Here is a 20,447-nt window from a genome sequence, read left to right as displayed (position 1 = left end):
CGACGATCGAGGCGACCGGCGCACACGTGGCGGACGGATTTGCGATGACGGACAGTGGCGGGCCGAGCCAGAATGTCGGTTTTGCCCAATCTGCGACTGGGGGCGAACCTGCGACCCGGGACCCTAGACCCCTTCGCGGAAGCGGTTGGTGATCGGCAGGCGCCGGTCGCGGCCGAAGGCCTTGAAGGAGATCTTCGTTCCCGGAGCCGACTGGCGGCGCTTGTACTCGGCGACGTCGACCATCCGGAGGACCCGGTCGACCAGCTGCGGGTCGTGGCCGGCCGCCACCAGATCGTCGCGGCCCTGGTCGGTGTCGACGTAGCCGGTCAGCACGGCGTCGAGCACGTGGTAGTCGGGCAGCGAGTCGGTGTCGAGCTGGCCCGGGCGCAGCTCCGCGCTCGGCGGCTTCTCGATCGAGTTCGCCGGGATCGGTTCGACCTCGCCGCGCTCGAGAGCAGCGGCGTTGCGCCACCTCGCCAGCTGCCACACCCGCGTCTTCCACACGTCCTTGATCGGGTTGTAGCCGCCGACCGAGTCGCCGTACAGGGTCGAGTAGCCCACCGCGAGCTCGCTCTTGTTGCCGGTGGTGAGCACGAGGTGCCCCTCCTGGTTCGACAGCGCCATCAGGAGCACGCCGCGCACCCGGGCCTGCAGGTTCTCCACCGCCAGGCCGTCGAGCTTCAGCTGCGACAGGTACGAGTCGACCATCGGCTGGATCGGCTCCACCCGGTAGTCCAGCCCGGTGCGGCGGGCCAGGTCGGCCGCGTCGTCCTTCGAGTGCTCCGACGAGTAGCCGCTGGGCATCGAGACACCGACCACCCGGTCGGCGCCCAGCGCGTCCACCGCAATGGCCGCGACCACCGCGGAGTCGATGCCGCCCGACAACCCGAACACGGCGGACCTGAAGCCGTTCTTCCGCACGTAGTCGCGCAGGCCGACCACCAGGGCGTTCCAGACCTCCTCGTCGTCGCCCAACCGCTCCGCCAGGGTGGCCGGAACGGGTGGGGCCGGAGCGGGGAACGAGGCGTCGAGCGTCAGTCGCGCCACGTGCATCTCGCCGAAGTCGCCGGTGCGGTCGCTGCTCGCCGATGGAAGATCAAGATCGGTGACCAGGAGCTGCTCGTCGAACTGCGCGGCCCGCCCGACGAGCGTGCCGTCGGCGGCCACCACCATCGAGTCGCCGTCGAAGACCAGCTCGTCCTGCCCGCCGACCATGTTCACGTACGCGACCGCCGCCCGCGCCTCGGCGCCGCGCCGGCGCACCAGGGGCAGGCGCACGTCGTCCTTGTTCAGCTCGTACGGCGAGGCGTTGATGCTGACGACCAGCCCGACCTCGGCGAGCCCCGCCACCGCGAACGGCCCGCCCGGCTGCCAGATGTCCTCGCACACCGTGAGCGCCACGTCGACGCCGTTCAGCCGCACGATCTGCAGGGTGTCGCCGGCCACGAAGTACCGGTCCTCGTCGAACACCCCGTAGTTGGGCAGGTGGTGCTTGTAGTAGCGGGCGACCACGCGTCCCCCGAACAGCAGCGCGAGCGCGTCGCGCGGCCCGCGCTCGGCGGCGGCGTCGGCGCCGAGCCGGGCCGGCCCGTCGGCGTCGAGGTAGCCCACGACGGCGGCGATGCCGCCGAGGCCGTCGTGGTCGAGGTCCGCGGCGAGGCGTTCCAGGTGGTTACGGGACGCGGAGACGAACGACTCACGGAACGTCAGATCCTCGACCGGGTAGCCGGTGAGCATCATCTCCGGGAACAGCACGACGTGGGCCTGCTGCTCGGCGGCGCGCCGCACCCAGCCGTGCACGGTGGCCGCGTTACCGGCGATGTCACCAACCGTGGAGTTGACCTGGGCGAGGGCGATCCGCAGCGTCGGCATGGTCGTCATCCTATTTAGGAAACTTGTCGTCTGGGACGTGCGTCGCGACACCATGACGGGCGACGTACAGGTGGCGGTAACGTGGTCGAAATACCACCGGGCCACACTTTGCCCGGATTGGCTGAGGCAGGGGGAACCGTGGACCGACAGCAGGAGTTCGTGCTTCGCACTCTGGAGGAGCGCGACATCCGCTTCGTCCGGCTGTGGTTCACCGACGTGCTCGGCACGCTCAAGAGCGTCTCGGTGGCACCGGCCGAGCTCGAGGCGGCCTTCGACGAGGGCATCGGGTTCGACGGCTCGGCGATCGAGGGCTTCGCCCGGGTCTTCGAGTCCGACATGGTGGCGATGCCCGACCCCACCACGTTCCAGGTCTTCCCGTTCGAGGGCGGCGGGCTGCACAGCGCCGGTCCCGAGAGCGCCCGCATGTTCTGCGACATCCTGCAGCCCGACGGCTCCGCCTCCTGGGCCGACCCGCGCCACGTGCTGCGCCGGGCCCTGTCGAAGGCCGCCGAGAAGGGCTTCACGTTCTACACCCACCCGGAGATCGAGTTCTTCCTGCTCTCCGACGTTCCGCACGACGGCGAGGTGCCCACCCCGGTCGACTCGGGCGGTTACTTCGACCACACCACCCACGCGGTGGCCCGCGACTTCCGGCGCCAGGCCGTGCTGTCGCTGGAGCGGATCGGCATCTCGGTGGAGTTCAGCCACCACGAGGTCGCGCCCGGCCAGCAGGAGATCGACCTGCGCTACGCCGACGCCCTCACGATGGCCGACAACATCATGACGTTCCGGCACGTGGTCAAGGAGGTCGCGCTCTCGCACGGCGTCCACGCCACGTTCATGCCGAAGCCGTTCACCGACCAGCCCGGCAGCGGCATGCACACGCACCTGTCGCTGTTCGAGGGCGAGCGCAACGCGTTCCACGACCCGGGTGACCCGACGAAGCTGTCCAAGGTGGGCAAGGCGTTCATCGCCGGTCTGCTGGTGCACGCCCGCGAGTACACGGCGATCACCAACCAGTGGGTGAACTCGTACAAGCGGCTGTTCCCGCAGGCCCTGCCCGACCGCATCACCGAGTCGCCCGCGTACGTGTGCTGGGGCCACCTCAACCGGTCGGCGCTGGTGCGGGTGCCGGCCTACGGCAAGCCGAACTCCGCGCGGGTGGAGATCCGCTCGCTCGACAGCGCGTGCAACCCGTACCTGACCTTCGCGGTGCTGCTCGGCGCCGGCATGAAGGGCATCGAGGAGGGCTACGAGCTTCCTCCGGGCGCGGAGGACGACGTGTGGGCCCTGTCCGACGCCGAACGCCGCGCGATGGGCTACCAGACGCTGCCGGAGAACCTGTCCGAGGCGATCGACGTGCTGGCGAAGAGCGAGTTCGTGGCCGAGGTGCTGGGCGAGCACGTCTTCGACTTCTTCATCCGCAACAAGCGCACGGAGTGGGAGGAGTACCGGCGTGAGGTGACGCCCTTCGAGCGCCGCCGGTACCTCCGCTCCCTCTGACCCCACCGCGCCCGCCACCGGCCCTGGTCGCTCCCGTCGCGCCCTGCGGCCGCTTGCGCGACGGACCCGTACCCGTCGACGCGGCCTCGGTCCAGCGGGGTCGGCGGAGGTGTGACGAGGGTCCGGGGTGCTACCGGCGTGCTCCCGGATCGCTACCGTGGCCGCGCAGATGACTACGGAGAGTTGCCGACGGCGCGGTAACTCTGAGTCACGAGATTCGGTTATTCCGGCATGTCGGGGGCGATGTCGGACTCGCGCGGTTCCGTACCGCGAATACGCTGCTGACCAGCTCTGTGTCGGGCGGTCAGGCGGACCTTGGCCGCTGATGACGGAGCGTCATTGAATACGCGGCGTGAGCATTAGTAGCTTTCAACTTGCACGGTCTGTGACGGGTCCGGGTGCCACCGGGCCCGCCACACCACAGACACGACGCAGGGAGAAAGCGCTATGTCTCAACCGCAGGTGATCGGTTCAGCCGCCGCCGCGACCTTGCCCCTCACCGGAAATGGTGTGGTCGGCATGGTGCTGGCCGGTATCGCGCTGGTGGTAGTCGGGTTGCTGCTGGTCCGCTCCGGCCGGTACCAGAAGGCCTGACCCGATGGCACTCATCATCGTCGGCGTCGGGCTGCTCGCGGCCTGGCCGGTCTACATGCTGGCGCTGTTCGTCTGGTCGGCCCGCAACGCGGCCACGGCCGGCCGGCACCGCCAGCGGGTCGACCTGGCCGCGCCGAACGTGGCGCAGCCGACCACGTTCTGGATCGTCGTGCCGTGCCTCAACGAGGAACGGGTCGTCGCCACGACGGTGGCGTCGGCGCTCGCGCTCTCCGGGCCGTGGGGCACCCGCACGCGGGTGCTCGTCGTCGATGACGGGTCCGACGACGCGACGCCGGACGTGCTGGCCGGGCTCGACCACCCCGCCCTGCACGTCCTGCGCCGCGAGCTTCCCCACGCCCGGCAGGGCAAGGGCGAGGCGCTCAACGCCGCCTACCGCTACATCCGCGACCGCGTCGAGGACGAGGGAAGCGACCCGCGCCGCGTCGCCGTCGGCGTCATCGACGGCGACGGCCGGGCCAGCGCCACCATGCTGTCCGAGGTCTCACACGCGATGCGGGATCCGAAGGTCGGCGCCACGCAGAGCCGCGTGCGCATCCACAACCGGAACCGGATCCTGGCCGCGGTGCAGGACCTGGAGTTCGGCTGCGTCGCCGACGCCAGCCAGTCGCTGCGCGACACGCTCGGCACCGTCGGGCTCGGCGGCAACGGCCAGTTCGCCCGCCTCTCCACGCTGATCGAGCTCGGCGACAGCCCCTGGTCGACGTGCCTCGTCGAAGACCTGGAGCTGGGGCTGCGCATGCACCTCAACGGCGCGACCGTGCGGTACCTGCCGCACGCGAGCGTCACCCAGCAGGGCCTGGTGGACGTCCACCGGCTGGTACGCCAGCGGACCCGCTGGGCACAGGGCAACCTGCAGTGCGCCCGCTACCTGCCGAAGCTCGTGGCCAGCCGCCGGATCAGCAACGCCCAGCTGGGCGAGATGCTGCACTACCTGCTCGCCCCGTGGCTGAACGCGGCCGGTGCGCTCGCGATCGTGGTCACCTGGCTCGCGGCCGCGGTGACGCTCGCCGGGAACCCGCAGCACCCGTTCCTCGTCGCGAGCTGGACCGAGCTCGCCGCGGCCGCCGGCGTGTGGACCGGTGCGCTGTTCGCGCCGGGCCTGCTGTGGGCGGTGGTGCACCGGGTCAAGCTCCGCGACGAGCGGCTGCCCCGCCTGCTGCTCGCCGCACTCGTCTACCCGTACTTCCTGATCCTCGGCCTGGTGAGCACCTGGCGGGCGATCGGCCGGCACCTCGCCCGCCGGAACACCTGGGCGAAGACCGAACGCCTCGTCGAAGTCCACACCCCCGCATAAGGATGAACATGCAAGAAGTGCACCTCATCGCCGGCACCCGCCCGGAGGCGATCAAGCTCGCCCCGGTCGCGATCGCCATGCGCGCCGCGAAGCGGGTCACCCCCGTGATCGTCGCCAGTGGCCAGCACCCGGCGATGGTCGCGCAGGCGCTCGCCGCGTTCGACCTCGAACCCGACGTGACGCTGCCGGTCGAGCGGAGAACCGGCAGCCAGCCGGAGCTGATGACCGCGCTGATCGAGCAGCTCGACGCGCTGTTCGCCGAGCGGAAGCCGGCGGCCGTCCTCGTGCAGGGCGACACCACCACGACGCTCGCCGGCGCGCTCGCGGCCTTCTGGCGCCAGATCCCGGTGGTTCACCTGGAGGCGGGCCTGCGCAGCGGCGACCTGGAGTCGCCGTTCCCCGAGGAGGGCAACCGCCGCCTCGTCGGCCAGATCGCCGCGCTGCACCTGGCGCCGACGACGCTCGCCGCCACCAACCTCATGGACGAGGGCGTCGATCCCGACCGCGTCGTGCTCACCGGCAACACGGTCGTCGACGCGGCGCTCACCGTGGTCGGCCGCCGTCCGGAGCTTCCGGCCGAGCTCACCCACACGAACGGACGCATGATCCTGGTGACCGCGCACCGCCGCGAGTCGTGGGGCGAGCCGCTCGACCGCGTCCTCTCCGCGGTGCGCACGCTGCTGAACCACTACCCGGACGTGCACGTCGTGCTCCCGAGCCACCCGAACCCCGCCGTGCGTGAGCAGGTCGAGGCCGGGCTGAAGGGCGAGGCCCGGGTCGTCATCACCGACCCGCTGCCGTACCCGGTGCTGGCGCGCCTGCTCAGCGAGGCCTACCTCGTGCTCACCGACTCGGGCGGCATCCAGGAGGAGGCGCCGTCGTTCGGCGTCCCCGCGCTCGTGCTGCGCGACGTCACCGAGCGGGTCGAGTCGCTGACCGCCGGCTGCGCCCGGCTCGTCGGCACCGACCCCAGCCTGATCGTCGCCGAGGCCATGCGCCTGCTCGACGACCCGGTCGCGCGCGCGGCGATGACCGCCAACGGAAACCCCTACGGCGACGGCAAAGCGGCCGTCCGCACCGAGGAGGCCGTCGCCGACCTCCTCGGTGTCGCCACCCCGCGCCGTCCCGTGCTCACGCTCGTCCCCTCGGTAGGTGCCTGATGAATCTCCGCCGCACGATCGCGACGGCCCTGACCACGGCGGTGCTCGCCGGCGGCGGCGCGCTGGTCGCGCCGGTCGCCGCGACCGCCGCGCCGCGCACGGTGGAAACGGCTCGAGGTGACGACGGGAGCACGCCGCTCCCCGCACCGCCGGCCCCCACGAAGAAGAGGCCCGAGCAGCGCCTCGTCGGTGCGTCGGGTACCCGTGCCGCCGCCACGAAGCGGGCCGACCCGAACAGGGCGGCAACCACGATCCCGAACCTGGTGACCGGTAAGGCCGCGCCCGGTGGCGGCACCGCGAAGACGCTGGTGCTGTACGACGAGACCGGCCCGTACGCGTGGCTCGGCGAGATCTACGCGCAGCAGACCGCGAACCTGGTGTCGCGCTTCGGTTCGTGGACCGTGCACCCGGTGAGCGGCTACCGCACCGGCGAGCTCGGCGCGTACTCGGCGGTGGTCTACGTCGGGTCGACCTACGACGAGCCGCTGCCGGTGTCGTTCCTCGACGACGTGCTCGGCACCACCCTGCCGGTCCTCTGGATGTACGACAACATCTGGCAGCTCTCGGCGCGCGCGGCCGCGACCGGCGCCGACTTCCAGACCCGTTACGGCTACACGTGGAAGCAGTTCGACACCTCCGCCGTGGCCGAGGTGCGCTACGACGGCACCTCGCTCACCCGCGACACCATCAACGGCTCCGGCATCATGGACCACGTCGTCACCGACGCGTCGAAGGTCACCGTGCTCGGCGACGCCGTGCGGCCCGACGGCACCACGTTCCCGTGGGCGCTGCGATCGGCGAACCTCACCTACCTCGGCGAGATCCCGTACGCCTACGTCACCCACGACGACCGCTACATCGCCTTCGCCGACCTGCTCACCGGAGTGATCGCGCCGGCGACCCCGGAACGGCACCGCGCCCTGGTGCGCATCGAGGACGTCGGCCCCGACGCCGACCCGGCCGAGCTGCGCGCCGTCGCCGACCTGCTGTCGTCGAAGAAGGTGCCGTTCACGGTGGCCGTATACCCGCGCTACCGCGACCCGAAGGGCGTGCAGACCGGCGGCAGGGCCGAGGACTACACGCTGCGGCAGCGGCCGGAGGTCGTGAAGGCGCTGAAGTACATGCAGGCCAAGGGCGGCACCCTGCTGATGCACGGCTACACGCACCAGCTGGGCGCGGAGAACAACCCGTACGACGGCGTCAGCGGCAACGACTTCGAGTTCTACCGGGCCCACGTCGACGACCAGGACCGCGTGATCTACGACGGCCCCGTCAACGGCGACTCGGCGGCCTGGACGCTGAACCGCATCGCCGCCAGCAAGCTGGAGTTCGCCCGGGCCGGCCTCAGCCAGCCGACCATCTTCGAGTTCCCGCACTACGCGGGCAGCGCCACGAACTACGCGGTCGTCAACTCGGTGTTCGGGGTGCGGTACGAGCGCGGCCTGTACTTCCCGGGCACGCTGCGAGGGAAGGCCGCCGACCACGCGAAGCTCTCGGGCCAGTTCTTCCCGTACGCGGTGCGCGACGTCTACGGCTCGGTGGTGGTACCGGAGAACATCGGCAACATCGAGCCGGTCGCCTACAACACCCACCCCGTGCGGCTGCCCGCCGACCTGATCGCCTCCGCCCGGCGGAACCTGGTCGTCCGCGACGGCGTGGCGAGCTTCTTCTACCACCCGTTCCTCGGCACGGAGTACCTGAAGCAGACCGTCGACGGCATCCAGGGTCTCGGCTACACCTTCGTGGCGGCGACTTCCATCGCCAGGTAGTGGGTAAAGGGGTCGGCATGGCCAAGAAGATCCAGGTAGTCATCGACTGTGCCGACCCCTCCAAGCTGGCCGAGTTCTGGGCCCACGCGCTGGGATACCACATCCCCGACCCGCCGGGTGACTTCAAGACCTGGCCCGACTTCCTGCGGGCGCAGGGCGTGCCGGAGTCGGAGTTCAACTCGGCCAGCGCCGTCGAGGACCCGGACGGCGTCGGCCCGCGGGTGTACTTCCAGCGCGTGCCCGAGCCGAAGGCCGGCAAGAACCGGCTGCACCTCGACATCAACGCCGGCGGTGGCCGGGCGACGCCGGAGGACGAGAAGCGGGCCCTCGTCGACGCGGCGGTGGAGGACCTCGTCGCCCACGGCGCCACCAGGGTCGAGGACCGCACGAAGATGGGCGAACGCTGGGTCGTCATGGCCGACCCGGAGGGTAACGAGTTCTGCGTTCAGTAATCCTGAGAGTTTTGGAAGAGCCTGCGGCGTGACCGCCTCCGCTCCGCTACAGCGGCCACGCCGCCACCGACTAACGTGGACGGGTGACCTCCCCGCACAAGTCGCGTGCGCTCGTCGTCGAGAACGACCCCACCGACGACGTCCGCCGCCTCGGTGACTGGCTGGTCGAGGGCGGCCTCGACCTCGACGTGCTGAAAGCCCACGCCGGCGACGAGATCCCCGGAGACCTCGACGGGTACGCCGCCCTCGTGGTGATGGGCGGCGAGCAGCACGTGTACCCCGGGCCCGACGGAGCCCCCGGCGCGCCCTGGTTCCCGGCGCTGGAGAAGCTGCTGCGGCGGGCGGTGCGGTACAAGGTACCGACGCTCGGCGTGTGCCTCGGCGCGCAGCTTCTCGCCACCGCCACCGCCGGCGCCGTCGAGCGCAGCACCGCCGGTCCGGAGATCGGCGCGACGCTCGTCGCGCGGCGCGACAAGGCGACCGACGACCCGCTGTTCGCCGAGGTGCCGATGGCGCCCGACGTGCTGCAGTGGCACGTCGACGAGATCACCCGCCTGCCCGCCGGCGCGGTGCTGCTCGCCGCGTCGACGCACTACCCGCACCAGGCGTTCCGGATCGGCCCGGCCGCATGGGGCCTGCAGTTCCACATCGAGTGCGACACCGCGATGTTCGCCTCCTGGGCCTACGCCGAGGCGCAGACGCTCGTCGACCTCGGCATCGACGCCGTCGAGCTGCTGGAGGCCGTCGACGCCGCGATGCCCGACCTCGAAGAGGTGTGGCGCCCGTTCGCGTTGCGCTTCGCGGGGGTGGCGCTCGGCACGGTGCCGACGGCCGGCACCGGGATGCGCCGGCTGCCGTTGCTGGGGGCGTGATGCGCCAGCTCCTGCGGTACGGCTTCCGCGACGCGCGGAAGGCGGCCGACCGCCTCGGGCCCGACGGGCCACGGCTGTGGGACCCGGCCGCCGGCCAGCCCGTCGACGACAACGCCGGCGAGCTGCTGGAGGTCTTCGCCTCGGTGGCCGACGCCGACCTCGCCGCCCAGCAGCTGCAACGGTTGTGCGAGAAGGCCGGCGACGCACCGGTGACCGCCGCCGTCGCCGACTTCGCCATGTGGCGGCGGCTGCTCGCCGTGCTCGGCGCGTCGACGGTGCTCGGTGACCACCTCATCGCCAACCCCGACGACTGGAAGCTGCTCGGGCAGCCCACCAACGGGGGCACGCTGCCGCCCGTCGACGACGTCGCCTCGCTGCGGCTGGCGTACCGCCGCACGTTGCTGCGGATCGTCGCCGCCGACCTCACCGGCGCCTACCAGCTCGAGGGCGCCATGGCCGCGCTCAGCGACCTGGCCGACAGCACGCTGCGGGCGGCGCTCGCGTTCGCGTCCGCGGAGCGGTCGGCCGAGGCCGCCGCGTGCCGGCTCGCGGTGATCGCGATGGGCAAGTGCGGCGGACGCGAGCTCAACTACGTCAGCGACGTCGACGTCGTGTTCGTCGCGGAGCCACTGACCGACGACGGCGACGTCGAGGCGGCGCAGCGGGCGGGCGCCGTGCTCGCCGCCCGCACGATGACGATCTGCGCCACGGTCGCATGGCCGGTCGACGCGAACCTGCGGCCGGAGGGCGCGCACGGCCCGCTGACCCGCACCGTCGCCTCGTACGTCGCCTACTACACGAAATGGGCGAAGACCTGGGAGTTCCAGGCGCTGCTGAAGTCGCGGTTCGCCGCCGGCGACCGGGAGCTGGGCGAGGAGTGGCTCGCCGCGGTGCAGCCGTTCATCTGGAAGGCCGCCGAGCGTCCCGAGGCCGTCGAGGACATCCGCGCGATGCGGCGGCGGATCATCGACGCGATCCCGCGCTCCGAGGTCGACCGTGAGATCAAGCGCGGACCGGGTGGCCTGCGCGACATCGAGTTCGCCGTGCAGCTGCTGCAGCTCGTCCACGGGCGCGCCGACGAGAAGCTGCGCTCACCGTCCACGGTGGAGGCTCTGCGGGAGCTGGCGGTGGGCGGCTACGTCGGCCGCGCCGACGGAGAGGCGCTGCTGCGCGCGTACCGGTACCTGCGGATGGTCGAGCACCGGCTGCAACTGCAGCGGCTGCGCCGCACCCACACCGTGCCGGCCGACCCCGACGAGCTGCGCTGGCTGGCGCAGGCGCTGGGGTACCGGGCCAACGCGCAGCGCACCGCCGTCGAGGCGTTCCAGTCCGACTGGTCGACGCACGCCACCGAGGTGCGGCGGCTGCACGCCAAGCTGCTGTACCGGCCGCTGCTGGAGGCCGTGGCGAAGGTGCCGTCGCAGGAGATGCGGATGTACCCCGAGTCGGCGAAGGCCCGGCTCGAGGTGCTCGGTTTCGCCGACCCCGCCGGCGCGCTGCGTCACATCGAGGCCCTCACCGGTGGGGTGTCGCGCACCGCGGCGATCCAGCGGACGCTGCTGCCCGTGCTGCTGAGCGAGTTCGCCGACGCGCCCGAGCCCGACCGCGGCCTGCTCGCCTACCGGCAGGTGTCGGAAAAGCTCGGCAGCACGCCGTGGTACCTGCGGCTGCTGCGCGACGAGGGACCGGTGGCGCTGCGCCTGGCCCGCCTGCTCGCCCTCTCGCGATTCCTCACCGACCTGCTCACCCGCGACCCGGAGGCGTTGCGGCTGCTGGCCGACGACGCCGAGCTGTCCATGAGGCCGATGGACTTCCTCGCCACCGCGAAACGGCACGGCGGCGACCCGGTCAAGGCGGTCACCGCGGTGCGCGCCCGTCGCCGCCGGGAGCTGTTCCGCATCGCGAGCGCCGACCTGCTCGGGCTGGGCGACGTCAACCAGGTGTGTGAGGAGCTCGCCGCCGTCACCGACGCCACCCTCGCCGGCACGCTCGCGGCGGTCGACCCCGGCGAGGTGTCCTTCGCCATCATCGGCATGGGCCGGCTCGGGTCCTGTGAGATGAACTACCCGTCCGACGCCGACGTGCTCTTCGTGTACGAGCCTGCCCCCGGCACGTCCGACGACCGCGCGGCGCAGGCGGCACACGCCGCGGCCGAGGAGCTGCGGAAGCTGCTCACGATGCCCGCGCCCGACCCGCCGCTCGGCATCGACGCCGACCTGCGCCCGGAGGGCCGGCAGGGGCCGCTGGTGCGCACGCTGGCCGCCTACGAGCAGTACTACGGCCGCTGGTCGAAGGTCTGGGAGGCGCAGGCGCTGCTGCGGGCCCGGTTCGTCGCCGGCGACGCGGCGCTGGGGGAGCGGTTCCTGCACCTGGCCGACAGGTACCGGTACCCGGCCGGCGGCCTCACCCGCGAGCAGGTCACCGAGATCCGGCGCATCAAGGCCCGCGTCGACAACGAGCGGCTGCCGCGCGGCGCCGACCCGGCCCTGCACACCAAGCTCGGCCGCGGCGGGCTCGCCGACGTCGAGTGGACCGTGCAGCTGCTGCAGCTGCGCCACGGCCACGAGCACACCGGGCTGCGCACCACCCGCACGCTGGAGGCGTTGCGGGCCGCGGCGTCCGCCGGCCTGCTGTCCACTGTGGATGCCGCCGAGCTGGAGGCGGCCTGGGTGCTCGCGACCCGGGTCCGCAACGCGTTGACCCTCGTCCGCGGCCGGCAGCAGGACCAGTTGCCGCGCCAGGGTGCGGAGGTGGCCGCGGTCGCGCAGGTGCTCGGCCGGCCGGCGAGCGTCACCACCGGCGAGTTCGTCGACGAGTACCTGCGCACGATGCGCCGGGCGCGGCAGGTGGTGGAGCGCACCTTCGATGCGGGCTGACTACCGCGCGGTGGCCGTCGCGGTGGTGCTCGCCGTGCTGTACCTGGTGTTGCCGCCCATGGGCACCGACCTTTCGGCCCAGGTCGCCCGCGCCGACTTCGTGAGCGACGCGGGCTTCGCGCCGGTCGACCTGCGGTGGTACGGCGGCACCGTCCAGTATGGATACAGCCTCGTCGCGCCCGCGGTGATGGCATTGCTCGGGGTCCGGCTCACCGGCGCCCTGGCGCTCGTGGTGTCGGTGCTCGCGTGGGCGGCGCTGCTGCGGCGCACCGGCGCGCTGCGGCCGGTGCTGGGCACCGTCCTGGGTGGACTGTGCTTCGCCGGCAACCTCGTGTCGGGGCGCACGACGTTCGCGCTCGGTGTCGCGTTCGGCCTCCTCGGCCTGCTCGCGACGACCGCGTCCTGGCCTCCGGTGTGGCGCCGGGTGGCGGCCGGGGTCGCCGTGGTGCTGGCCGCGACGACGAGCCCGGTCGCCGGTCTCTTCGCGGGGCTCGCCGGCGTCGCGCTCGCCGTTCCACTGTGGAGGGACGCGGCCCGGCGGTGGGACGGCGTGACGGTCGCCGCCGCGGCGGCGGTGGGCCTGGCACCGACGACCCTGCTGTCCGATGTGGACGGCTGGATGAACATCTCGCCGTGGGACACCACGCGGGCCTGCGTCACCGGTCTGCTCGTGGCGGCCCTGGTGCCGCACCGGCCGGTACGGGTCGGTGGACTGCTGGCGGCGGCGGGGGTGCTCGCGGCGTTCCTCGTCCACACGCCGGTGGGCCTGAACGCCACCCGGCTGGCGACGATGTTCGCCGTACCGGTCCTCGCGGCCTACGTTCCGCTGCGCCCTCCATGGGCTTCGCGCGAGGCGACGCTCCGGACCGGACCCCCGCGGCGGCCGGCCGGTCGCGCCGGACCGGCGCGGCGGGTGGCGGGGCGGGTGGCGGGGCGGGCGGCGGGGCTGGCCGGGCTCGCCGCCGTGGCGGTGTGGCAGCCGCCGCTGATCGTCGCCGACCTGCGTGACGCCGGCAACTCCACCGCCGACGCGGCGTACTTCGCGCCGCTGCTGGCCGAACTGCGCTCGCGCGCGCCGGTCGGCCGGGTCGAGATCCCGCCCACCCGCGACTACTGGGAAGCGGCGCACGCCGCCCGCGAGGTGCACCTCGCCCGGGGCTGGCTGCGCCAGGCCGACCACGAGCGCAACCCGTTGTTCTTCGACGGCACGCTCGACGCGTCCACCTACGCGGCCTGGCTGCGCGACCAGGGCGTGTCGTACGTGGCCCTGCCCACGATGGACGCCGGGGAATTCTCGTGGGTGGGCCGCCGGGAGGCGGCCCTGGTGCGCGGAGGCCTGCCGTACCTGACCGAGGTGTGGCGCGGCGCGGACTGGACACTGTACGAAGTGGACGGACGCCCGTCCATCGTGGACGGTGGCACGCTCGTGTCGGCCGGTCCCGACGCGGTGACCGTCGACGCCCCGGCCGGATCGACAGTGGTCAAGGTCCGCTACTCCGGGTGGCTCCGGGTACACGGCCCCGGAAACGTCCGGCTCGAGCCGGCCCCGGGCGGCTGGACCCGTGTGGTGGCAACGGTTCCGGGGCGCTACCGCATCGACTCCTGATCACGGTGGTGGCGCCGTTCGGGGCATCGGCGCTGGTGATCGCTTGGTAAGGTGCCCGGCGGCATCGATGGAAGGACGGGGCGGTGGAGCTTCACCGGAGCTGGAAAGGGCGGCTGTACGGGCCGCTGTGGCTGCTGGCGGCGTTGACGGCGTTCCTCGCTCCGACGCTCCTGCTGCCCGCGATCGAGTACGAGTTCCACCCGGGCAACTGGATCTGCTACCCGGCCGGGGTGGTGCTGCTGCTGATCGGTGCTTACCAGGTGCGCGAGGAAGCCAAGCCGTTCCTCATCCGGTTCGACCAGACCGGGGTCGTTTGGCGCACCGGCGACGGCCACGGCGCCGTGCCCTGGCCCGACGTGGTGCGCTTCGGCCTGGAGAAGAAGCCCGACGACCCGCCCCGCGCGAAGGCGAAGCACCTCACGCTGTGGGTGCGGCGCCCCCTGTCGGGAGCCGGCGACCCCGACGTACACCTCGACGGGCTGGTCGGGTACCGGCTGGCGTCCGTGTGGGAGCTGGTCGAGTCGTCGGAGGAGATCGTCGCCGGGCTGCGCCGGTACACGGCCGCGCTGGAGACGCTGCCCGCACCCGCGTTCGCGGGAGGCGCGCCCACGACCTACGCCGACCGCCGGGCGCCGGGCCACGGCGAGTGCGCCGTCTGCGGCGGCGGACCGGCCGCGTTCGTCATCCTGCAGTCGATCGGCAGCATCGCGGTGTTCCACTGGAAGTCGGTCGAGCGCGGGTGGCGGTGCCACCCCTGCGCGCTCGCCACCTACCGCGACCTGACCAACCGCACGCTGCTCACGTGCTGGTGGGGCGTCGGCTTCCTCGGCGGCCCGGTCGTCCTGCTCGTCAACCGGCTGCGGCTGCGCGCCGCCCTCCGGCTGCCGCAGCCCACCCCCACGCCGGGCGTCGTCGCGCCGTCGCCGATGCCGCTCGACCCCGGCGCGCGCCTGTTGGCGCGGCCGGGTGGCTTCGTCGGCCTGCTCATGGGGACGTTCGTGACGCTGGCCCTCACGTTCGTGATCTTTTCGCTGATCGTCTACGGCTGAAGCGTCCGGTGCATCACGTGGATGTCGACGAGTCCCGAGGTGCGGTGCCGGTACGCCTGCGGCACCGTGCCGACGATCGAGAACCCGAGTGACTGCCACAGCCCGATCGCGCCGGTGTTGGTCGCCACCACGGCGTTGAACTGCATCGCCAGGTAGTTGAGCTCGGCGGCCCGCTGCAGGCAGTGCTCGGCGAGCCCGCGTCCGATGCCCTTGCCGCGCGCCGACGGCGCCACCATGAACCCGGCGTTGGCCACGTGCGAGCCGGGGCCGACCGCGTTCGGCTTGAGCAGGTAGGTCCCGACGATCGAGGTACCGTCGACGGCCACGTACGTCTCCGCGGGCGGATCCGGGAACCAGATCCGCTGGGCCTGTTCGGCCGCGGTGAACGGGTCGTACATGTACGTCTCCTGCGCGGAGACGATGGCCTGCCAGAGCGGCCACACCGCCGGCCAGTCGGCTGTACTGGCCCGCCGGATCTCAATTGTCACGATTGCAGCCTAACGGTCTGCCTGCTCGGAAGATCATCAGTCCCGATGGGCCGGTCGCGGAGGCGCGGGTTGCTCACGGCCACCACGGATCTCGTTGCGTCACAGCCACAGCGCGAGGTGGCGCCGGTGATTTCGGGTGAATTCATTAGCGATAACCCACAGCGACCATGCTGGTACTTTGAGCTACCAGCGGCCAAGGGCCAGAGGGGTTCACGGGCCCACGCGTCCGCTCAACGAGTCCCATGGAAACCATCGGAGGAAGACCACGCATGGGCATTCTCAGAACCATCGGCCGCCGATCAGCCCCCGCGGGGCTCGCCCTGGGCGTGACCGCCGCGGCGGTGCTCACCGCGGCCGGTCCGGCTCAGGCCGCCACCATCGCCGCGACACTCAGCACCTCGGCCGGACCGAGCGGCGGTGGTAACACGGTCACGGTGACCGCGACCGGCGGATTCGTCGACTCGAGCGTCCGGCGGGTCGCCGGCACCAACCTGTACGTACAGTTCCAACGGAAGGCCACGAACGCGTCGACCTGCGCGGTCACCTACCAGACCCCGGCGTCGGACGTCATCAACGTCCCGGCAGCCGGTGTCACGGTTCTCACCGACGACACGGCGAACATCGTCGTGCCGGCCGGGGTGGTCACCACGGGAAGCGCGACCACGAACTACAACGTCTGCACGTACACGCAGACGACCACCAGCACCGAGGCCCTCGCGGCGACCGCCGCGGGAACCCCGTACCAGGTGGTGCCGCGGCTGTCGGTCAGCCCGCAGAGCGGCCCGGCGGTCGGTGGTAACACGATCTCGATCACCGCTCCGGCCGGGATGACGCCGTTCGGTGCCGGCTCGACCTACGGTGTCCAGTTCCAGGCCGCCGCGCCCACCGCGACCCCGGTGAACTACTGCTCGCCGACCTGGGCGGCGACCGTGACGGTGGTGCCTGCCACCCCGGCCGGCGTGGTGGCTGTCGCCGCGAACACGATCGGGTTCGTGAGCAGCAGCAAGATCGTCGTTCCGGTTCCGGCCAACATCGGCGCCTCCGGATCGCTCGGCTTCCATGTCTGCCTCTACAACAACGTTCCGGGCACCCCGGCCAACGCCGACGCGACGATCGACCTGATCGCCGGGTCGGGAGCGCCGTACACGGTGGGCACGCCCGCGGCGATCACATCGGTCAGCCCGTCGGCCGGCCCGGCCAAGGGCGGCAACACGCTCACCGTGGTCGGTACCGGTTTCGTTGCCGGGATGACGGCCACGCTCGACGGTGCGCCGCTGACCCTGAGCAACATCACCTCGACCCAGTTCAACGCGGTGGTGCCGCCGCACACGGCTGGTGGCCCGTTCAAGCTGTCGGTGACAACGACGGGCGGTACGACCACGACGCCGACCGGGGTCTACTCGTACAGCTACGGCATCGACGTCGAGCCGAACACCGCGCCCAACAACAAGGCCGGCCGGACGTGGATCTCCGTGCAGGGCGTCGGTTTCCGGGGCCTGCAGTTCACCGGTACCACCGGCGCCGCTCCGAACAACACCGGTGCGCACGTCTACCTGGTGCGGGGCGCCTACGACCCGAAGACCGCCGCGGGGGCGGCCGCCGGGACGAAGACCAACGCCCAGACGGCCGAGTGCGTCGACGTGATCGTCGTCGCCGACACCGAGGTGGTCTGCGGGCTCTACGCGTCCGGTGACCAGCCGACGCAGGCCAGCCGGACCATCACCGGCTGCACCGCGGTCGCGCTGAGCGCCACCTCGATCACCGCTCCGACGGGCTCGTCGACCTGTTCGTTCTCGCCGAGCGACGTCGGCATGACGATCACGGCGGATGTGGCCGGCGTTCCGACGAACACCGTCATCACGGCCGTCACCGGCACCACCAGCGCCACCATCTCGAAGGCGATCACGACGGCGATCGTCGCCACGACGCCCGTCTTCACGATCGGCGGGGCTCGGGCCGTGACCGCGGCCACCGTCTCGACGTCGTTGAACACGGTGTCGTCGACGGCCACGACCGGTCCCTTCGTCTCGACCGACGTCGGCCGGCGGGTCACCGGTACCGGCATCCCGGCGAACACCTTCATCACGGCCGTTGCCAGCGGCGTGGCGACGCTGTCGAACACGCCGACGACGGCCGGCACCAACGTCGTGCTGACCCTGACCACCCCGATTCCGGTGGGGACCTACACGGTCACGGTCGTGAGCAACGGTGCGGCCAACGCGTCGACGACCGACACGGCCTACAGCCAGTCGATCATCTCCAGCGGATCCACGTTCACGGTGGCCGACTTCTGATCGACCCCCGCGCGGACTCCGCGCGGGAGCGGAACCACAACGGCCCGGAGCCTGTCGGCTCCGGGCCGTTGGTGTGCCGGTGGGCGTTCCGCGGTCACGCCAGCTTGGCCCACTCGCGGTCGATCGCGGCGACCGTGTCGTTCTCCGACGGCTTGCCCGACGGGTCGACGGTCACGACGTAGACGCTGCGCTGGTCGCTGATCCGCCAGCACAGCAGCATCGTCGGGCGGACCGACGCCGGCCGGTCCGGGCTGAACTGGAAGTTCTGGGTGCACCAGGCGTTGCCGACCCGGTGTCCGTCGTCGGCGGCCCAGGCCATCTCCCGCTGACCCGTCAGGTCTCCCCGGGCGGTGACCACGCGCATCGTCCGGCCGTTGTCCGGCCCGTACGTCCGGACCGTGGCGGGAACGTCCTCCCGTGTCTGGACCCCGCGGATCGGCGAGGCCGTGGGCTGCGGTGCCTCCGCCGGCGGCGCCGAGCGGGAGTTCGCGGGCGGTCCGCCCGCCGCCGTGCCGGAAGGCGCCGCTCCGGGTGAGGCCGGTGGTGACACCGACGGCGAGGCCGGCGACGGTTCCGGCGTCCCGGCGCCGGCCGACGCGGCTTCCGGGGGTGCCTGCGGGGGAGCACCCACGTCGGCTACCCGGTCCGGCCCGGAGGCGAGGTGCTGCGCGAGGAGCAGGCCGGCGCCGAGCGCGGCGGCGGCGCCAACGGCGGCTACCCGGTATCTCCTGCGTCGGAGCGGGTGTAGGGACGGAGTCTCCGACGGTCCGGCCGCGGACTCCTCCGGCCCTCCGCCGCCGGCATGCGGGGCGGTGGTCGCGTCTGCTGGTTCTTCCGGTTCGGACACGGGGCGGTCTCTCCTTCCACGGCGCGAGCGGGCGACTCGCTACAAAACGTGGAGAATGATGCCACCCTCAGTAATCATTTTGGACCGAACGGCAAATCGATCTTGAGCGTGTAGCCGAAAAGACCTCGGCGGCCACACCGGCCGAAGCCGACGTGACCGCCGAGGGTCGAGAGATCGCCGATCAGACGTCGAAGTACATCGCGAACTCGTGCGGGGTCGGGCGCAGGCGCACCGGGTCGACCTCGTTGTCGCGCTTGTAGCCGATCCACGTCTCGATCAGGTCGGGGGTGAAGACGCCACCCTCGAGCAGGAAGTTGTGGTCGGCCTCCAGGGAATCGAGCACCTCGGGGAGCGAGCCGGGGATCGTGCGCACGTTGGCGAACTCGTCCGGCGGCAGATCGTAGAGGTCCTTGTCGATCGGCTCCGGGGGCTCGATCTTGTTCTTGATGCCGTCGATGCCGGCCATCATCATCGCCGAGAAGGCGAGGTACGGGTTGGCCGACGGGTCGGGCACCCGGAACTCGACGCGCTTGGCCTTGGCGTTGCTGCCCGTCACCGGGATGCGGGTGCAGGCCGACCGGTTGCGCTGCGAGTAGACCAGGTTGACCGGCGCCTCGAAGCCCGGCACCAGGCGCCGGTACGAGTTGACGGTCGGGTTGGTGAACGCGCACAGCGACGGCGCGTGCTTGAGCAGGCCGCCGATGTACCAGCGGGCCATGTCGCTCAGGCCGGCGTAGCCGGTCTCGTCGTAGAACAGCGGCTCGCCGCCCAGCCACAGCGACTGGTGCGTGTGCATGCCCGAGCCGTTGTCGCCGAACAGCGGCTTCGGCATGAACGTCGCGGTCTTGCCCGCGTGCCACGCCGTGTTCTTGACGATGTACTTGAACAGCTGGAGCTGGTCACCGGCGTGCAGCAGGGTCGAGAACTTGTAGTTGATCTCGGCCTGGCCGGCGGTGCCGACCTCGTGGTGCGAGCGCTCGACGGTGTAGCCCACCTGGATGAGCCGCTGCACGATCTGGTCGCGCAGGTCGGCGTAGTGGTCGACCGGCGGTACCGGGAAGTAGCCACCCTTGTAGGTGGTCTTGTACCCGCGGTTGCCGCCCGACTCCTCGCGACCGGTGTTCCACCAGCCTTCGACCGAGTCGATGTAGTAGTACGCCTGGTGCGGGCTGGTCTCGTGCCGGATGGAGTCGAAGATGTAGAACTCCGCCTCCGGCCCGAAGTACGCGGTGTCGGCGATTCCGCTCGCGGTGAGGAACGCCTCCGCCTTCTTTGCCACGTTCCGCGGGTCACGCGAGTACGCCTCGCGCGTGAACGGGTCGTGGATGAAGAAGTTCAGCGCGACGGTCTTCTCCGTGCGGAACGGGTCGACGAAGGCGCTCGCCGCGTCGGGCAGCAGCAGCATGTCGCTTTCGTGGATCTGCTGGAAGCCGCGGATGGACGAGCCGTCGAAGGCAAGACCGTCGCTGAAAACCTTCTCGTCGAAGGATTCGACCGGCACGTTGAAGTGCTGCATCACGCCGGGCAGATCGCAGAAGCGAACGTCGACGAATCGGACGCCTTCGTCCTTGATGTATCTGAGGAGCTCGTCGGAATTGGCGAACACGCGGTCCTCCAGGCTTCGTGCTCGTAGGTGAACTCAATCTGCTCCGCCCGTCGCCTCCCTCGGCGACAAACAAGCTGCTTAGGAAGCTATGGCGGAGGCGTTGCCCGGCCGTGTCTCGATTGTTTCGACCGTGTTTCAGCGACC

Annotated in this window: 15 protein-coding genes; 11 read left to right on the top strand and 4 right to left on the bottom strand. The window is 71.5% G+C overall.

All coding sequences use genetic code 11. The annotated features are described in order from the left end of the window. Nucleotides 1–123: 123 nt before the first annotated feature. Entirely contained in the window at nucleotides 124–1,872 is a 1,749-nt protein-coding gene (locus tag Voc01_RS18520) for an NAD+ synthase (protein ID WP_203928710.1), read from the bottom strand. Nucleotides 1,873–2,010: 138 nt separating this feature from the next. Between Voc01_RS18520 and Voc01_RS18515 the strand changes: the two genes are divergently transcribed. The 10 genes from Voc01_RS18515 to Voc01_RS18470 all read left to right on the top strand — a co-directional run bounded on the left by Voc01_RS18515 (nucleotide 2,011) and on the right by Voc01_RS18470 (nucleotide 15,068). Further along, nucleotides 2,011–3,375, top strand: coding sequence for a glutamine synthetase family protein (locus Voc01_RS18515; protein WP_203928709.1), 1,365 nt, complete (start codon nucleotides 2,011–2,013; stop codon nucleotides 3,373–3,375). Nucleotides 3,376–3,822: 447 nt separating this feature from the next. Beyond that, the gene (locus tag Voc01_RS18510) at nucleotides 3,823–3,969 is read left to right on the top strand and encodes an LPXTG cell wall anchor domain-containing protein (RefSeq protein WP_203928708.1); all 147 of its coding nucleotides are present in this window, start codon (nucleotides 3,823–3,825) and stop codon (nucleotides 3,967–3,969) included. A 4-nt stretch (nucleotides 3,970–3,973) separates the two neighbouring features. Beyond that, entirely contained in the window at nucleotides 3,974–5,284 is a 1,311-nt protein-coding gene (locus tag Voc01_RS18505) for a glycosyltransferase family 2 protein (protein WP_203928707.1), read from the top strand. Between the two features lie 8 nt (nucleotides 5,285–5,292). Beyond that, nucleotides 5,293–6,444, top strand: a complete 1,152-nt coding sequence (gene wecB, locus Voc01_RS18500; protein ID WP_239160299.1) for a non-hydrolyzing UDP-N-acetylglucosamine 2-epimerase — start codon at nucleotides 5,293–5,295, stop codon at nucleotides 6,442–6,444. Further along, nucleotides 6,444–8,213, top strand: coding sequence for a DUF2334 domain-containing protein (locus Voc01_RS18495; protein ID WP_203928705.1), 1,770 nt, complete (start codon nucleotides 6,444–6,446; stop codon nucleotides 8,211–8,213). The genes wecB and Voc01_RS18495 overlap by 1 nt, the downstream gene beginning before the upstream one ends. Before the next feature lie 17 nt (nucleotides 8,214–8,230). Further along, nucleotides 8,231–8,665: a VOC family protein gene (locus Voc01_RS18490; protein ID WP_203928704.1), complete on the top strand. Its 435-nt coding sequence runs from the start codon at nucleotides 8,231–8,233 to the stop codon at nucleotides 8,663–8,665. An 83-nt stretch (nucleotides 8,666–8,748) separates the two neighbouring features. Then, nucleotides 8,749–9,537 carry a type 1 glutamine amidotransferase gene (locus Voc01_RS18485; protein WP_203928703.1) on the top strand — a complete coding sequence of 263 codons (789 nt, stop codon included), beginning with the start codon at nucleotides 8,749–8,751 and terminating at the stop codon, nucleotides 9,535–9,537. Next, on the top strand, nucleotides 9,537–12,413 hold the full coding sequence (locus tag Voc01_RS18480; RefSeq protein ID WP_203928712.1) for a bifunctional [glutamine synthetase] adenylyltransferase/[glutamine synthetase]-adenylyl-L-tyrosine phosphorylase: 2,877 nt from the start codon (nucleotides 9,537–9,539) through the stop codon (nucleotides 12,411–12,413). The genes Voc01_RS18485 and Voc01_RS18480 overlap by 1 nt, the downstream gene beginning before the upstream one ends. Then, on the top strand, nucleotides 12,403–14,019 hold the full coding sequence (locus Voc01_RS18475) for a hypothetical protein (protein ID WP_203928702.1): 1,617 nt from the start codon (nucleotides 12,403–12,405) through the stop codon (nucleotides 14,017–14,019). Before Voc01_RS18480 ends, Voc01_RS18475 begins: the two co-directional genes overlap by 11 nt. Nucleotides 14,020–14,102: 83 nt before the next feature. Next, the gene (locus Voc01_RS18470; RefSeq protein ID WP_203928701.1) at nucleotides 14,103–15,068 is read left to right on the top strand and encodes a hypothetical protein; all 966 of its coding nucleotides are present in this window, start codon (nucleotides 14,103–14,105) and stop codon (nucleotides 15,066–15,068) included. On the opposite strand, the gene Voc01_RS18465 is transcribed toward Voc01_RS18470, so the two are convergent. Next, a complete protein-coding gene (locus Voc01_RS18465; RefSeq protein WP_239160298.1) occupies nucleotides 15,059–15,556 on the bottom strand; it encodes a GNAT family N-acetyltransferase in 498 nt (165 codons plus the stop codon). The genes Voc01_RS18470 and Voc01_RS18465 overlap by 10 nt on opposite strands. Before the next feature lie 269 nt (nucleotides 15,557–15,825). Here Voc01_RS18465 and Voc01_RS18460 point away from each other — a divergent pair, with 269 nt between their 5' ends. After that, nucleotides 15,826–17,850: an IPT/TIG domain-containing protein gene (locus Voc01_RS18460; protein ID WP_203928700.1), complete on the top strand. Its 2,025-nt coding sequence runs from the start codon at nucleotides 15,826–15,828 to the stop codon at nucleotides 17,848–17,850. 94 nt (nucleotides 17,851–17,944) lie between these two features. Here Voc01_RS18460 and Voc01_RS18455 read toward each other — a convergent pair whose 3' ends face one another. Both Voc01_RS18455 and glnA read right to left on the bottom strand, forming a co-directional pair. After that, nucleotides 17,945–18,697 carry a hypothetical protein gene (locus tag Voc01_RS18455; RefSeq protein ID WP_203928699.1) on the bottom strand — a complete coding sequence of 251 codons (753 nt, stop codon included), beginning with the start codon at nucleotides 18,695–18,697 and terminating at the stop codon, nucleotides 17,945–17,947. Between the two features lie 181 nt (nucleotides 18,698–18,878). Further along, nucleotides 18,879–20,303 carry a type I glutamate--ammonia ligase gene (gene glnA, locus Voc01_RS18450; RefSeq protein WP_203928698.1) on the bottom strand — a complete coding sequence of 475 codons (1,425 nt, stop codon included), beginning with the start codon at nucleotides 20,301–20,303 and terminating at the stop codon, nucleotides 18,879–18,881. Nucleotides 20,304–20,447: the final 144 nt, after the last annotated feature.

This window comes from Virgisporangium ochraceum, from assembly GCF_016863655.1.
In the GTDB taxonomy this organism is placed as follows: Bacteria; Actinomycetota; Actinomycetes; order Mycobacteriales; family Micromonosporaceae; genus Virgisporangium; species Virgisporangium ochraceum.
This window is presented reverse-complemented; position numbering and strand designations above follow the sequence as displayed.